General features: G+C 56.6%; 13 protein-coding genes. All 13 read right to left on the reverse strand.

Annotated elements, in window-relative coordinates; translation table 11 throughout:
* Positions 1 to 15: 15 nt before the first annotated feature.
* On the reverse strand, positions 16 to 1,245 hold the full coding sequence (gene ftsA / locus H573_RS0112245; protein ID WP_027874533.1) for a cell division protein FtsA: 1,230 nt from the start codon (positions 1,243 to 1,245) through the stop codon (positions 16 to 18).
* 84 nt (positions 1,246 to 1,329) lie between these two features.
* On the reverse strand, positions 1,330 to 2,109 hold the full coding sequence (locus H573_RS18055; protein ID WP_051171266.1) for a cell division protein FtsQ/DivIB: 780 nt from the start codon (positions 2,107 to 2,109) through the stop codon (positions 1,330 to 1,332).
* Positions 2,099 to 3,052: a D-alanine--D-alanine ligase gene (locus H573_RS0112255; RefSeq protein ID WP_027874534.1), complete on the reverse strand. Its 954-nt coding sequence runs from the start codon at positions 3,050 to 3,052 to the stop codon at positions 2,099 to 2,101. The genes H573_RS18055 and H573_RS0112255 overlap by 11 nt, the downstream gene beginning before the upstream one ends.
* A gap of 3 nt (positions 3,053 to 3,055) precedes the next feature.
* Positions 3,056 to 4,474 carry a UDP-N-acetylmuramate--L-alanine ligase gene (gene murC, locus H573_RS0112260; protein ID WP_027874535.1) on the reverse strand — a complete coding sequence of 473 codons (1,419 nt, stop codon included), beginning with the start codon at positions 4,472 to 4,474 and terminating at the stop codon, positions 3,056 to 3,058.
* Positions 4,464 to 5,549, reverse strand: a complete 1,086-nt coding sequence (murG, locus tag H573_RS0112265; RefSeq protein WP_027874536.1) for an undecaprenyldiphospho-muramoylpentapeptide beta-N-acetylglucosaminyltransferase — start codon at positions 5,547 to 5,549, stop codon at positions 4,464 to 4,466. The genes murC and murG overlap by 11 nt, the downstream gene beginning before the upstream one ends.
* On the reverse strand, positions 5,539 to 6,678 hold the full coding sequence (gene ftsW / locus H573_RS0112270; RefSeq protein ID WP_027874537.1) for a putative lipid II flippase FtsW: 1,140 nt from the start codon (positions 6,676 to 6,678) through the stop codon (positions 5,539 to 5,541). Before ftsW ends, murG begins: the two co-directional genes overlap by 11 nt.
* Positions 6,671 to 8,017 carry a UDP-N-acetylmuramoyl-L-alanine--D-glutamate ligase gene (murD, locus tag H573_RS0112275; protein WP_027874538.1) on the reverse strand — a complete coding sequence of 449 codons (1,347 nt, stop codon included), beginning with the start codon at positions 8,015 to 8,017 and terminating at the stop codon, positions 6,671 to 6,673. Before murD ends, ftsW begins: the two co-directional genes overlap by 8 nt.
* Positions 8,018 to 8,030: 13 nt before the next feature.
* Complete coding sequence (gene mraY, locus H573_RS0112280; RefSeq protein WP_027874539.1) at positions 8,031 to 9,113, reverse strand: phospho-N-acetylmuramoyl-pentapeptide-transferase; 1,083 nt, start codon at positions 9,111 to 9,113, stop codon at positions 8,031 to 8,033.
* Position 9,114: 1 nt separating this feature from the next.
* Positions 9,115 to 10,476 (reverse strand): UDP-N-acetylmuramoyl-tripeptide--D-alanyl-D-alanine ligase, encoded by a 1,362-nt coding sequence (locus H573_RS0112285; protein WP_027874540.1) that lies wholly within the window; start codon positions 10,474 to 10,476, stop codon positions 9,115 to 9,117.
* A complete protein-coding gene (locus tag H573_RS0112290) occupies positions 10,473 to 11,963 on the reverse strand; it encodes a UDP-N-acetylmuramoyl-L-alanyl-D-glutamate--2,6-diaminopimelate ligase (RefSeq protein ID WP_084498054.1) in 1,491 nt (496 codons plus the stop codon). The genes H573_RS0112285 and H573_RS0112290 overlap by 4 nt, the downstream gene beginning before the upstream one ends.
* The gene (locus tag H573_RS0112295) at positions 11,960 to 13,681 is read right to left on the reverse strand and encodes a peptidoglycan D,D-transpeptidase FtsI family protein (RefSeq protein WP_027874542.1); all 1,722 of its coding nucleotides are present in this window, start codon (positions 13,679 to 13,681) and stop codon (positions 11,960 to 11,962) included. The genes H573_RS0112290 and H573_RS0112295 overlap by 4 nt, the downstream gene beginning before the upstream one ends.
* The gene (gene ftsL / locus H573_RS0112300) at positions 13,665 to 14,000 is read right to left on the reverse strand and encodes a cell division protein FtsL (protein WP_051171267.1); all 336 of its coding nucleotides are present in this window, start codon (positions 13,998 to 14,000) and stop codon (positions 13,665 to 13,667) included. The genes H573_RS0112295 and ftsL overlap by 17 nt, the downstream gene beginning before the upstream one ends.
* The gene (gene rsmH / locus H573_RS0112305; RefSeq protein WP_027874544.1) at positions 14,001 to 14,933 is read right to left on the reverse strand and encodes a 16S rRNA (cytosine(1402)-N(4))-methyltransferase RsmH; all 933 of its coding nucleotides are present in this window, start codon (positions 14,931 to 14,933) and stop codon (positions 14,001 to 14,003) included. It lies immediately after the preceding gene.
* Between the last annotated feature and the right edge of the window lies 1 nt (position 14,934).

Here is a 14,934-nt window from a genome sequence, read left to right on the forward strand (position 1 = left end):
GCCGCTGCAGATTCGTTAAAAATTATTTTGAAACCAGCTCTTGAGCCGCGATACGAAACCGTCTTGGCGTACGCGGCCATGACCACCACTTTCGGTTTGATGCTTAATGCCGTAGTGCAACAGGCCCACGCTGGTTGCATAGATCGGGTTGCGCACAATGTCGTTCAAACCGCGAACATCCTGCGGTGAGCCAATGCGCACAGGCATATGGAAAATTTCCTCGGCCAGCTCAACAACCCCTTCCATTTTGGAGGTGCCACCGGTCAGCACGATGCCCGCCGCGCACAAATCCTCGTAGCCGCTGCGTCGCAGCTCAGCCTGCACCAAGGTGAACAACTCGTCGTAGCGGGGCTCGACGACTTCCGCTAGCGCTTGACGTGATAACTCGCGCGGCGCCCGCTCCCCAACGCTGGGAACCTTGATCGTCTCGCCCTCACCGGCAAGCTGGGTTAAGGCGCAGGCGTATTTAATTTTGATCTCTTCGGCGTACTGGGTTGGCGTGCGCAAGGCCATCGCAATGTCATTGGTCACCTGGTCGCCAGCAATGGGAATCACGCCTGTATGGCGAATTGCACCGTCGGTAAAGATGGCGATATCGCTGGTGCCACCGCCAATATCGACCAGACAAACTCCCAGCTCTTTTTCGTCGTCGGTCAGCACGGAATAGCTCGATGCCAGCTGCTCCAGAATGACGTCCTCAACCTCCAGCCCACAGCGACGAATACACTTCTCAATGTTTTGGATGGCATTCACCGCACAGGTGACTAAGTGCACCTTGGCCTCGAGCCGAACCCCCGACATCCCGAGCGGCTCTTTTATGCCTTCCTGCTCATCGATAACGAATTCCTGTGGCAGGATATGCAGCACCTTTTGATCCGCAGGGATCGCTACCGCCTGCGCGGCATCGATAACGCGATCCAGATCCAGCTGGAAAACCTCGCGATCGCGGATGGCGACAATGCCGTGGGAATTCAAGCTGCGAATATGGTTGCCAGCAATCCCGACATACACACTGTGGATCTCGCAGCCCGCCATCAGCTCAGCTTCTTCGATGGCCCGCTGAATGGATTGCACGGTGGACTCAATATTCACCACCACGCCTTTCTTTAAGCCGCGCGATGGGTGAGAGCCAATGCCAACGATCTCCAGTTTGTCCTCGTCGTTAATGGCACCGACAATCGCCACGACTTTCGACGTACCGATATCGAGGCCGACGACCATTCTTCCGGCGTTTGAATTAGACATAGCTGCACTTCCCCCAAGCTCTGCACGGCGCATAGTGTGAGCGTGCTTTGCCGCTTACTATTTCCCCTAACGCACTGTGCATAGTTATCCCTTATCACTGTGTTGAGTCCGCGCAACCGCGAGACCATTTATGTAGCGCATATCAACCCGCGCAACGGTGGCGAAATCTGCCGCTAAATACTTGCGGTAAACCCACAGAAATCGCCGTAATTTTTCCAGTGGCTCCTGACGCCCTAACACCAGCTCCACATTCTCATCGATGCGGGCGGTCCAGCTGCCCCGCGCATCCATCTCCAGGTGTTGTAGGGTGAGCTGTTCATCACCCAGCAACTGACTCATCAACCGATACTGCCGCATTATTTCTATTGCGCTGCCCTTCGGGCCATCCAAGCGCGGCAAGTCTGTGCCGTAGTCGCTGCCATCCTGGGGAACGAAAATCCGCCCCCGATGGTTGAGCAAGCCGCCCCGCCCCCACACGGCTATCGGGGTTTCTTCAACAATGGTGATCTTCAGTTCCCGCGGCCAAAGCCGCTCCACCACTGCCCGATATACCCACGGCTCCTGTTCAAGCTCGGCCTGAATGGCCTCGAGGTCCAAGCCGATATACCCAACCGCTAACTGACCGGTAACCCGTTCAACCAACACATCGCGATCCACACGCTGCAAATCACCGGCGAACACCACCCGCTCCACGGGTATGGCATCCAATTTGGCCGACAGTCGCTCGACCCCGTAAACAAAACCAAGCACAGCAACTAACAACAGCAGCCTGTTGGCTATTCGGCCCCACTCACGGCGATTGCCGCGCTTACTGCGCTCTGTCTCTTTGCGAGAGCTTTTAAAGCGGTTTTGCTTAGCGGCCATTCGCGTCTGCCCCACCGGCAAGGCTGCTGTGCAACACCCGCAGCACCAACTGCTCGAAACTCATACCGGCTTGCTTAGCGGCCATGGGCACCAAACTGTGATCCGTCATTCCCGGCACGGTGTTGACTTCCAACAAGTAAAAACGGCCGTCGGCACCACGCATTACATCAACCCGGCCCCAACCTCGACAGCCAACGGCGTTGAAGGCCTTTAACGCGAGATCTCGCAACTCCGCCTCATCCTGATCGCTCAATCCCGCCGGGCAGTGATAGCGGGTGCTATCCGATAAATACTTGGCATTAAAGTCATAAAACGCCGCATCGGTTTCCAAACGAATAGCCGGCAAAGCCTCGCCATCGAGTATCGCCACGGTATATTCACCGCCGCTTACCCACTGCTCAGCAAACACCCGCCCATAGGGCTTGGCCGCAAGCCACGCCTGCTCTAATTCGCTGGCATTACACGCCTTCGACATGCCAATACTGGAGCCTTCGCAAGCGGGTTTTACAATGGCCTCACCCAGCTCGTTGGCGATCGCCGACCAATTGCTGTGCTCGTCCAACTCCACAAACTTCGGCGTGCTAAGCCCACAGCCCAGCCACAATAATTTGCAACGCAATTTATCCATTGCCAGCGCCGAAGCCATCACACCACTGCCGGTGTAACGTACTCCCAAACATTCCAGCGCACCTTGAACGGTACCGTCTTCGCCACCGGGGCCGTGCAGCGCCAAAAAACAGTGAGAGAACGTCGCAAGCTCACTCATCCAGGCATCGCCAGCGGTATCAATCTTAGTAACCGCCAAACCTTGAGCGGCTAGCGCGTCAGCAACGGCAGCGCCACTTCGCAGCGAGACTTCGCGCTCTGCGCTGTTGCCACCCAGTAGCACGGCGACTCTGCCGTCTGTCGCCTGCACAATGTCGTTGAGCACTACTTTCGTCATTACTTATGTCCAATCCTGATTGGCCAGTTGCTGCGCAACTGCGCCGATATTGCCGGCACCTTGCGTCAACAGCACATCACCGGGGCGCAAGTGAGGCTTGAGCTGCTCAAAAACATGCTCCGGCCCATCGATAAACAGCGGCTCAAGCGCTCCCTGCAAGCGAATGCTGCGGCACAGGCTGCGGCTGTCAGCACCGGGGATCGGGCTCTCACCGGCGGCATAGACATCCAACAGCGCCAGCGCATCGGCGCTGCCCAGTACCTTGACGAAATCTTCGTAAAGGTCGCGAGTACGGGTGTAGCGGTGCGGCTGATATAGCATCACTAAGCGCCTATCCGGCCAGGCCTGGCGCGCCGCGGCCAGGGTGGCGGCAACTTCGGTGGGGTGGTGGCCGTAATCATCGACCAACATAAAGCTGCCGTCGGCGAGTGCTTGTTCGCCGTAACGCTGGAAGCGACGCCCCACACCCTGAAAATTTGCAATGCCTCGACAGATGGCTTCGTCAGCCAAACGCTCGTCACTCGCCACCGCCACAGCCGCTGTCGCGTTAAGCACATTGTGAATACCCGGCTGCCCAATACACAGCGACAAGGCCTCGCCACTGCGACGCGCAACGGTGAAATAGCTTTTCAGTCCGTCTTGCTTGACGTCTTGAATACGAAAATCCGCGTCCTCAGAAAATCCATAGGTCAGCGTCTGGCGACCAATCTCAGGGAGCAACTCTCGAATCACCGGGTCGTCAACGCACACCACGGCCACACCGTAAAACGGTAGATTGTGCAAAAACTCGATAAAGGTTTTCTTCAAACGGCCAAAATCGCCGTCGTAGGTATCCATGTGGTCCGCTTCAATGTTGGTCACCACCGACACCATGGGCTGCAGATGCAAGAACGAGGCATCACTCTCATCGGCCTCGGCGACCAAATAACGACTTTCGCCCAGCGCCGCATTAGTGCCCGCACTGTTTACCAAACCACCGATAACAAATGTCGGGTCAAGGCCCGCTTCGGCGAAAATGGAGGTAATCAGACTGGTAGTCGTCGTTTTTCCATGGGTGCCAGCAACCGCAATGCCGTGCCGATAACGCATCAGCTCAGCCAACATTTCCGCGCGCGGCACAACAGGAATACGCAATTCGCGCGCGGCGATAACTTCGGGGTTGTCGCTGTTCACCGCACTCGAGACAACCACAACATCGCAACCGCCAATACGCTCGCCATCGTGGCCGAAAGCAATACTGGCGCCCAGGCGCTGCAGCCGCGCCGTGCTGGGCGATGCCTTCAAGTCCGAGCCAGAGACGACGTAACCAAGGTTAAGCAATACCTCGGCAATACCGCACATCCCCGCGCCGCCAATCCCCACAAAGTGAATGCGCTTCACACGCCGCATCTCTGGAACGATGAAAGGATGCTTAGTGACCATGGGCATACTCCATACAGTAGTCCGCAGCTACTTCGGCAGCATCAACTTTCGCCAAGGCCCGCGCCGATTTAGCTTGGCGCAGGCGCAAATCAGGCTGCGCTGCAAGGTCGGTTAAGCGTGCCGCCACGACCTCGGGGGTCAGATCTTTTTGATCGAGGATTTCACCCGCCCCACCATCGACAAACCACTGGGCATTGGCCCGCTGATGATCATCAATGGCATGCGGCAAGGGGATAAGAATCGCTGGCAAACCAGCGGCGGCAAGCTCTGCTACCGTCAACGCCCCAGCCCGGCATATCACTACATCCGCCCAGCTGTAGGCCTCTGCCATATCATCAATAAAGGCATCGGCGCGCACCTCAGCGCCGATGGCTTGGTAGGCCTCCCGCACCACACTTTCGTGAGCGCGACCGGTCTGGTGCCACAGCTGCACCCCGCTGAGCCCTGACAGCATTGGCCACACCTTGACCATGCAGTCATTTATGGCCTTCGCGCCCAAGCTGCCCCCAAGCACAAGCACCCTTAAGTCCTCTTCCCGGCCGGATAAGCGCTGTTCCGGTGCAGCAATATTGGCGATTTCAGCGCGCACAGGGTTGCCGATATAGCAGCTTTTTGCGCCGCCAAGAGCGATTGGGTAACCGGTCAGGCAGCGCCGCGCCAGCTTCGCCAACACCCGATTGGTCGTACCGGCGACGGCGTTTTGCTCGTGTATCAATACCGGAATGCCCAGAATTCTTGCGGCCAAGCCACCAGGGCCCGAGGCGTAGCCACCCAAGCCAATAACGCAAAACGGCTTGATCTTCCGCAGCAGTCTCATGCTTTGCAGCACCGCAGCCCCCGCCTTAAACAAGGCAGCAATGCGAAAAATCGGGTTCTTACCGCGCACACCCGCCATATTCAAACAATGCAAAGGAATATTCGCGGCAGGGACCAATCGCGCCTCAATACCCGCGGCAGTACCCAGCCAATGGACATCAACACCGCGCTCAGACAATACCCCGGCCACCGATAACGCCGGAAAAACATGCCCGCCAGTGCCACCAGCCATAATAAGTACACAGGGTTTATCGGCCATGCTCCCCCCTGCATTCACGTTCTATTCGCGCAACTAATGCCACCATGGCCATACACACCATCAAGCTGCTACCACCGTAACTAAAGAAGGGCAGGGTCAAACCCTTGGTCGGTAACAAGCCGGTATTCACTCCCATATTGATAAATGCCTGGGCGCTGATCATCATCGCCACGCCGTAGGCAACAAAGGCATGAAAACGCCTACTGGTAAGCTCCGCATGCCGACCTATTGCCAAGATACGCCCCACCAGCCCAACAAATAGCCCCAGGATGACCAAGGTGCCGATAAACCCGAACTCCTCGGCAAAAATCGCGAACACAAAATCCGTATGCGCCTCGGGAAGGTAAAACAGCTTCTGTACGCTATTGCCAAAACCAACGCCCGTCAGTTCGCCGCGACCGAAAGCAATCAATGACTGAGTAAGCTGATAGCCGCTATTGAATTGGTCTGCCCAAGGGTCGGTAAATGCCGTTAAACGCTTCATCCTATAGGGTTCAAAAATCACCAGCGCAACAGCGCCAGCAAGGCAGCCAAGAATGACCAATAAAAACTGGCCAAGTTTCACGCCACCCAAGAAAATCATCACAAAGGCAGTGCCGGCAGTTACCACCGTGGCACCAAAATCCGGCTCCAACATCAGTAGCAGAGTCAGCGCAAATAACACGGCCATCGGTTTGATAAACCCAGACCAACGCTCCTTCACTTCATCGCCGCGACGGACCAAGTAGCCCGCCAAATAAAAGATGACAAAGAGCTTCACAAATTCCGAGGCCTGCAGCGTCAATGGCCCCACCGCCAACCAGCGGCGACTGCCGTTTACTTCACGCCCTACGCCCGGTACCAGCACCAGCGCTAACAACAAGAAGCCAATCAGCAACCACAACCAACCGGTTTTCTCCCAAAAATCGATGGGGGTGAGATACATCACCGCACTCAATGCCAGCGCCAACGTAAAATGCATGCCGTAGCGCTTAGCGAAGAAGAACGTGTCGCCATAGCGACTAGCGGCATGTTCTACCGATGCCGAGGTCATCGCGATAAAGCCCACGGCCAGCAATGCCAATAACAGCAACTGCAAGTGCCGATCTATTTGCTGAACTTCCTGCCAAATCATTAGGGGCTTAACCATGGGCAAGCTCCCGCACGGCGGCACTAAACTGTTCGCCGCGATCGCTGTAGCTGCGGAACATGTCGAAACTCGCACAGGCCGGAGAAAGGAGTACAACGTCTCCGGCCTGTGCAAAGGCAAACGCGCCTTGCACGGCAGTCGCCATACTCTGCTCGCGGCGACAAGGTACGTGTTCACCGAGGCAGGCTTCGATCGCAGCAGCCGCCTCGCCAATCACCACTGCCGCTCGGCCACTTCTGCGCATGGCTTCAGCCAGTGGCGAAAACTCCCCGCCCTTGGCCAAGCCACCGACAATCAATACGATTTTCCCGGTCTCAGCTAAGCCTTCTATTGCCGATACCGATGCCCCGACATTGGTGCCTTTTGAATCATTGTAAAAACGCACACCATCGATTTCTGCCACAAACTCACAGCGATGCGGCAAGCCCGAAAATTCTCGCAAGGCGTCAAGCATTACCGGTGTATCAATCCCTGCTGCGGCACCTATGGCCAGTGCCGCCAGTGCATTGCTCAGGTTGTGGCGCCCCGCTATGCGCAATTCACTTGCCGCCATTAGCGGTTCGCGCGCCAGTGCTAAGTAGCGTCCACCCGGCTGCTCCAAAACGCCAAAGCGCCGAAAATCTGAGTGACCCAGCGAAAAGCTCCATACCTCGACATCGTCGGGCACCAGGGGCTGCGTGAGTGACTGGTCAGCATTGACAACGGCTTTTTTGCAGCCTTGAAAAATTCGGTGTTTCGCTTGGTGATAGTTGAGCATGCTGCCGTGGTGGTCTAAATGATCGGCACTGATATTCAGCACTGTCGCCACCTCTGCCCCAAGCATTGCACAGCGCTCTAGCTGGAAGGACGAGAGCTCCAATACATACAGCTGCACATTGTGGTCCAACAACTCCAGAGCAGGCGTGCCCAAGTTCCCGCCGACCGCAACGCGAATGCCGGCCCGCTCGGCCATTAAGCCCACCAGCGTGGTGACCGTGCTTTTCCCATTGGATCCGGTGATTGCCACAATCGGCGCACCGGCCGCTTGGTGAAATAAATCAATGTCACCGCTGACGCGAACACCCGCCGCCGAGGCCGCGGCAATCGCCGGCTCGCTCAACGGGATACCAGGATTCACCAGCAATTCGCCGGCGCCGATAAACTGGTCTTCAGAGAAGGGGCCAAGCTGCAGTTCAACATCGGGGAACGCCTGGCGAAAGGCATCGAGCCCTGCCGGCTGCTCTCGACTGTCGGCAACCGCGAAGGGCAAGCCACGCGCACTCAAATAGCGGGCAACAGAAAGCCCGGTGGCTCCGATCCCCACAATGACGCGTTTATTGTCCGACGCTATTACGCTCACCTTGCCTCTCTTATTACCGTAGCTTCAATGTTGCCAGGCCAAACAGCACCAGCATCACCGTAATGATCCAAAAACGTACGATTACCCGCGGCTCAGGCCACCCCTTTAATTCAAAGTGATGATGGATAGGCGCCATGCGGAAAATGCGCCGCCCCGTCAGCTTGAACGATGCAACCTGCAAAATGACCGACACCGTTTCTAATACAAAAATGCCGCCCATGATGAAAAACACGATTTCATGGCGGGTAATCACCGCTATACAACCCAGGGTTGCGCCCAGAGCCAGGGCGCCCACATCACCCATAAAAACTTGCGCTGGATAGGTGTTAAACCACAGGAAACCGAGCCCTGCGCCAGCCAGGGCGCCGCATATCACGATGAGCTCTCCAGCGCCCGCCACGTAGGGAATATGCAGGTACTCAGCAAACTTCACGTGCCCGGTAAGGTAGGCAATCAAGCCCAGCGCTGCGCCCACTAATACCGTGGGCAGAATCGCCAAGCCATCTAGACCGTCAGTCAGGTTCACCGCGTTGCTGGCGCCAACGATCACGAAGTAACACAGCACCATAAACAGCGGCCCCATTTGCCAGCTGAGATTTTTGAAGAACGGGAAGTACAGCGTAGTGTCGACAGGACTGTCAGCGGTGATGTACAAGAAAACCGAAGCGCCGATGCCCGCAACACTTTGCCAGAAGTACTTCCACCGCGCGGGCAGTCCACGGGGGTTGCGCTCGATAACCTTGCGGTAGTCATCGACCCATCCCACTGCGCCGAAAATAAAGGTGACGATCAATACGGTCCACACGAAGGGGTTGCGCAGATCTGCCCACAGTAAGGTACTGGTAAATATCGCGACCAGAATTAAGGCACCACCCATGGTCGGAGTCCCGGACTTACTCAGGTGGGACTTCGGGCCATCATCGCGAATAGCCTGACCAATTTGATAGAAGTTCAGCTTGCGGATCATCGCCGGCCCGACTAACAACGAAATGGCCAAGGCGGTTAACACCCCAAGAATGCCGCGAAAACTAAGATATTGGAAAACCGCAAATCCGCTAATATGCTGGCTCAGGTATTCTGATAACAGTAACAGCATGTCAGCTGTCCCCCTTGGACAATTGTTGTTGTAATACCTGCACCACGGCCTCCATTGCGGCGCTGCGGGATCCTTTAATTAGCAAGGCATCAATGCCCTGTGTGTCATCAGCCAGCTGCGATAGCAGCGCTGAGTTATCGCTATAAGCGCGCGCGCCCTCGCCAAAGCACGCCGCCATCGCATTGGCGTATTCGCCAACGACAATAAAACGCTCGATACCCGCTTTCGCGGCATACTCGGCAATTCGCAGGTGCTGATCAGCGGCGTTCTCTCCCAGCTCAGCCATGGTGCCGAGCACCAATGCACGTTGCCCCGGCTCACTGGCCAGCACATCAATCGCCGCTCGCACCGAGCCTGGGTTGGCGTTGTAGCTGTCATCGATAAGCGTGACACCTGCGATCGTTTCCCGCGACAGCCGGCCTTTGGCATTTCGTACCAGCCGGAATCCCTCGGCCAATTGCCCAAGCTCAACGCCCAGCGCTAACGCGGCCGCAGCCGCCGCCATGGCATTGGCAACCATATGGCGACCCGGCAGGGGCAACTCGACCGCTACGCTGCCCTCTGAGCAGTGCAACGTGAATCGCGACCTCCCTGCCTCCAACTGAATATCGCTGGCGTAAATATCTGCCGACGCAGACTCGACGCTAAACGTGACCTGCCGGCAATGAGCGGCCCTTTCCTGCCAGCGCGAGCAGTACTGATCGTCGGCGTTAATTACCGCAAGCCCATCAGCCGGAAGGGCTTCAAATATTTCGCCCTTGGTGTTTGCCACACCATCCAGCGAGCCAAAGCCCTCTATATGTGCCGGCTGCGCATTGGTCAAAATGGCAACACGAGGGCGAGCGAAGTCACACAGGTAGCGGATGTCGCCAGCCTTGGCAGCACCCATTTCAATCACCGCAAAATCGTGCTCAGCGGTCAGCCGCAACAACGTAAGGGGAACACCCAGTTCATTGTTGTAATTGCCCGCCGTTGCCAACACATTGCCGCGAACGCTCAATAGCGCCGCTAATATTTCTTTGGTTGATGTCTTGCCGCTGCTGCCAGTCAGCGCGACCAACGCGCCGCAGTATTGCCGGCGATTCTCCCGGGCAATAGCGCCAATAGCCGCATAGCTGTTTTCAACTTGAACGCATGGCAGGCGTTCACTCACTACATTCACCAGCGCTGCAGCAGCACCGTTTTTCGCCGCGGCGTCAATGAAGTTGTGGCCATCAACGTGCTTGCCGGGCAACGCGACAAAAAGACTTTGGTCACTGCTTCGGCGACTATCGATCTCCACCGAAGAAACCGCTACATCCTCGCCGTAAACGCGCCCCTGGCAAAGTGCAGCGATTGTCGACAGCGACATTGGCTGAATCATATTGCCTCCCTGCGACCGATAGCCCGATGGGCCACCGCTAGGTCGCTAAAAGGAAGCTGTTGACCACCGATATCCTGGCTTTGCTCGTGGCCTTTCCCGGCAATGACCACTACATCACCCGGCTGAGCACCGGTAATCGCCGCTAATATGGCAAGCTCGCGATCAACCTCTACCTCAACGCCACTAACGTCGGAAATACCAGCGCAAATATCATCGATAATGTCTTGTGGCGCCTCGCTGCGAGGATTGTCACTAGTAACAAAAAGGCGATCAGCCCCAGCAGCTGCAGCGCGCCCCATCAACGGGCGCTTGCCACGGTCTCGCTCGCCACCGCAACCAAACACACAAAGCAGCTGGCCACTGCATACAGGACGCAAGCTATCGAGCACTTTCGTCAACGCATCTTCGGTATGGGCGTAGTCGATCACAACCAGCACCCCGTCTTCGCTGCGCAAGCACTGCATTCGACCCGGTACTGGCTGCAGAGCCTCCAATACGTTGGCAATCTGCTGTGGAGCAATGCCCCGGGCGAGCAATACACCGCATGCGGCTGCCAGGTTGGCCAGATTGAAGTCGCCCAACAACGGCGTATCAATATCAATCTGCCCCCAGGGGCTGTGCAGTACGGCTCGGCTGCCGGAAATATCGCTCGCCAGCCGCTCAACATAAATCTGCGCAGCGGCATCGCTGAGGCTGTAATCAATTATCTGCGACGCCGATGCACTGGCTATCAATTGACGACCAAATTCGTCGTCGCGATTAATGACCGCCAGCCCCAGATTTGGCCAGTTAAACAAACGGGCCTTCGCCGCAGCGTACGCCGCCATACTGCCGTGATAATCGAGATGATCTTGGCTTAAGTTGGTAAATATCGCCGTATCGAAATGCAGCGCTTCAACGCGGTGTTGCGCCAAACCGTGAGAGGACACTTCCATAGAGGCCCAGCGCGCGCCGCCCTCACACCAACTGGCAAGCAGCGCCTGTATAGATACCGCGTCAGGCGTGGTATTTCCCGCTGGTTTCAAGTCTCCCAAGCGACCATTACCCAAAGTACCCACGATCCCGCAGGGCTCACCCATGGCCTCAAGCAGTTGCGCTAACATCCAACTGCAGCTGGTTTTTCCATTGGTGCCCGTTATGCCGATCAGGCGCATAGCTTGTGAGGGGTGAGCAAAGTACTTACCGGCAATTTCACTAACGCGCTCAGCCAGCTGGTCAACGGGCAACACCGGCAACGACCAAGCCGAGGTGTCGCAGGGCGCGTCGGCAATAACCGCAACAGCACCTGCCGCAACGGCCGCATTGATATGGTCACGACCATCGTGAGCGTGGCCTTTCAATGCCAGAAAAACCTGGCCCGGCTTAATTTTTCGGCTATCCAGGCACAGGCCACTCACGGGAATTGCCGCCACATCGGCACTGACGCCAGGCAGCAGATCACCCAGACTGCACTCACTCGGCTTACTATAGCGGGCTACAGAGGTCATGCGGCGGCATCCCCCCGGTCTTCGCCTTCAGCTTCAGGCTCAACATCATCCGGTGCAATATTCATCAAGCGCAGCGCATCCGCGACGACACTGGAGAATACCGGCGCGGCCACTAGCCCGCCAAAATAATCACCTTCCGGCTCATCAATCGTCACGACCGCAACAATGCGCGGGTCACTGGCCGGCGCCACGCCGGCAAACAGCGAAAAATAGCGATCTTCCGCATAGCCGCCAGCAACGGCTTTGTGCGATGTTCCAGTCTTTCCGCCAACGCGGTATGCCGCTACGCGAGCGCGTGTGGCTGTGCCGCCGGGCTGAGTAACCAGCTCCAGCATATCAACGACCTGACGGGCAACTTTAGGAGCAATCACCTGCCGATGCTCTGCAGGCTCCTGGCGCTTCAACATACTCACCGGCTGAAACACGCCGTGGTTAGCAAATACAGAATAGGCTTGAGCGAGCTGTAGGTTAGTAACGGTCATGCCATAACCAAAGGACAACGTCGCCCGTTCGATCGCTCGCCAATTCGGGCGGTTAGGCAATACGCCGCTGCTTTCTCCAGGAAATCCAGAGCCGGTATCACGACCAAAGCCGAATCGCTGAAAAACACGCCACACTTCTTGCTCGTCCAGCGACAGTGCAATTTTGGTAGTGCCGACCTGGCTGGATTTTTTCAATACTTCCGCCACCGTAAGTACACCGTAGTTGCGATGGTCTTTAAGTAGCTTAGGCCCCACCTTTATATAACCGGGGTGGGTGTTTATTTCAGTATCCGGCTGATAGCGGCCACTCTCGAGCGCAGCGACCAATGTCATCGGCTTCACCGTTGAACCCGGCTCAAACATGTCGATCACTGCGCGATTGCGCAATGCGCTCGGATTAAGTTGACTGCGGTTATTGGGGTTGTACGAGGGTTGATTCACCATCGCTAACACCTCACCGCTCTTACTATCGAGAATAACGACCGAACCGGCTTTAGCGCCGGTTCGTTTAAGTGCTGCTTTTAATTCTCGGTAGGCCAGGTACTGCAAGCGTAAATCTATGCTGAGTTGGAGGCTCTTTCCGGGGCTCGCCTCCTTCCCGGCATCGATCTCCCGAATAATATTGCCGTACAGATCTTTTAATACTCGCTTGCGCCCGGGCTCGCCGTTGAGCCATTCGTCATAGGCCAGCTCTAAGCCTTCCTGCCCTCGGTCATCAATATTTGTAAAACCCAGCAAATGTGCCGTGACCTCACCCGCGGGATAAAACCGCCGGTATTCGCGCTGCAGGTAAACCCCCGGCACTTTTAATGCGAGGATCGATTTCGCGTCTTGCGGTGCGAGATGGCGGCGCAGGTACATAAACTGACTATTGCTGTAGCGCTCCATTTTTCTCGACAATTCTGCAACCGACATCGACAGTGCGCGTGCCAGCCTCGGCCAGGCGTCTTTCTGCTTGCCCAGCTCTCTGGGATTAGCCCAAATTGACGCTACCGGCGTGCTAACCGCCAGCGGCTCGCCATTGCGGTCTGAAATCATGCCACGGTGGGCGGGGATGACTTCGCTGCGAATCGTCCTAGCATTACCCTGCCCCTGCAGGAACTCATAGCCGCGATCAACATCAAGCACCTGCAAGGTCAGGGTGCGCGCAAGCAGCATGGCAGCCAGCACCAGCAGGCCGGCCACAACAACGCGAAACCGCCAAGGCGATATCGGTGCTTTAACCTGCTTTGCCATAACCCCTAACCATTTTTACCTCACGCATATCAGGCGCTTTCATTTTTAATTTATCTTCAGCCAGACTCTGCACTCTATCGGGCGATGCCCATGTGCTCTGCTCCAGCAGCAGACGCCCCCACTCTTCATCCAACTGCATTGCGTCGCGTCGTAAATCTTGTAACTCACCAAATAGCTTGCGCGATTTGTGTGAGCTTTGAATCAGCGCCAACGCTGACACCAAAACCAGAACAAACAACAGCGGCACCCAAAACCCGCCAAAAGGCGCAATCTCGGCGCTCTCGCGCTGCTTTTTTTTCGGCTTGCCAGCGGCCGCCACCTAGCGCTCCCCCAGTTTTTCAGCAACTCGCATCACTGCACTGCGCGCTCTGGGGTTTGCTGCCACCTCTTGCTCACTCGGCTTCACTGCTTTGCCGATCAGTCGCATCGTCCGCCCTACCTGGTCATCGGTAACAGGCAAATACGACGGCACCGACTCGCCCTGGGCTTGTCGGCGCATAAAACGCTTTACAATGCGGTCTTCCAGCGAGTGAAAGCTGATAACGACCAATCGACCGCCGGGCCGCAGGCACCCAACAACTTTTTCTAGCAGGCGCTCTAAGTCACCTAACTCGTTATTGATGTATATGCGTATCGCCTGAAAAGCTCGCGTTGCTGGGTGCTTGTGCTTCTCCCAAGAGGGGTTTGCCTCCGCCACAATTTTTGCCAATTGCAGGGTTCTTGTTATTGGCTGCTCCGCTCTAGCCTCAACAATCGCTCGCGCGATACGCTTGGCGAAGCGCTCTTCGCCATAGACTTTCAGCACCCGCGCGATATCACTCGCTTCCGCCTCAGCCAACCACTGCGCCGCACTCTGACCTGACTCGGTATCCATGCGCATATCAAGGTCGCCATCGCGCAGAAAACTAAAGCCGCGCTCAGCTTCATCCAACTGCGGCGACGACACACCAAGATCAAGCAGTACACCGTCGACACCGTCGCGCCAACCAGCGCACTCCAACAATTCATTCAGCTCGGCAAATGAACCTTTGCGCATCTGGAAACGCCGGTCTTCAGCCATTAAGGCAACGCCAGACTCACAGGCACGAGGATCTTTATCGATCCCCATTAACAGTCCCGATTCGCCCAAACTTTCCAGAATTAACCGGCTGTGACCGCCACGCCCAAACGTTCCGTCCACATAGCAGCCATCACTTGGCCCCATGAGTGCCGAAACCGCCTCGCTACGCAGTACCGTCAGATGCTGTTCCAAA

It is taken from the genome of Neomelitea salexigens DSM 19753 (genome assembly GCF_000422345.1).
Classification (GTDB): domain Bacteria; phylum Pseudomonadota; class Gammaproteobacteria; order Pseudomonadales; family Spongiibacteraceae; genus Spongiibacter; species Spongiibacter marinus_A.

Excerpts from the sequence above, each read along its gene's own strand:
- H573_RS0112255 (WP_027874534.1), bottom strand. The coding sequence starts at position 3,052 with ATGACGAAAGTAGTGCTCAACGACATTGTGCAGGCGACAGACGGCAGA.
- murC (WP_027874535.1), bottom strand. The coding sequence starts at position 4,474 with ATGGTCACTAAGCATCCTTTCATCGTTCCAGAGATGCGGCGTGTGAAG.
- ftsW (WP_027874537.1), bottom strand. The coding sequence starts at position 6,678 with ATGGTTAAGCCCCTAATGATTTGGCAGGAAGTTCAGCAAATAGATCGG.
- ftsA (WP_027874533.1), bottom strand. The coding sequence starts at position 1,245 with ATGTCTAATTCAAACGCCGGAAGAATGGTCGTCGGCCTCGATATCGGT.
- H573_RS0112285 (WP_027874540.1), bottom strand. The coding sequence starts at position 10,476 with ATGATTCAGCCAATGTCGCTGTCGACAATCGCTGCACTTTGCCAGGGG.
- murG (WP_027874536.1), bottom strand. The coding sequence starts at position 5,549 with ATGGCCGATAAACCCTGTGTACTTATTATGGCTGGTGGCACTGGCGGG.
- mraY (WP_027874539.1), bottom strand. The coding sequence starts at position 9,113 with ATGCTGTTACTGTTATCAGAATACCTGAGCCAGCATATTAGCGGATTT.
- H573_RS0112290 (WP_084498054.1), bottom strand. The coding sequence starts at position 11,963 with ATGACCTCTGTAGCCCGCTATAGTAAGCCGAGTGAGTGCAGTCTGGGT.
- H573_RS0112295 (WP_027874542.1), bottom strand. The coding sequence starts at position 13,681 with ATGGCAAAGCAGGTTAAAGCACCGATATCGCCTTGGCGGTTTCGCGTT.
- H573_RS18055 (WP_051171266.1), bottom strand. The coding sequence starts at position 2,109 with ATGGCCGCTAAGCAAAACCGCTTTAAAAGCTCTCGCAAAGAGACAGAG.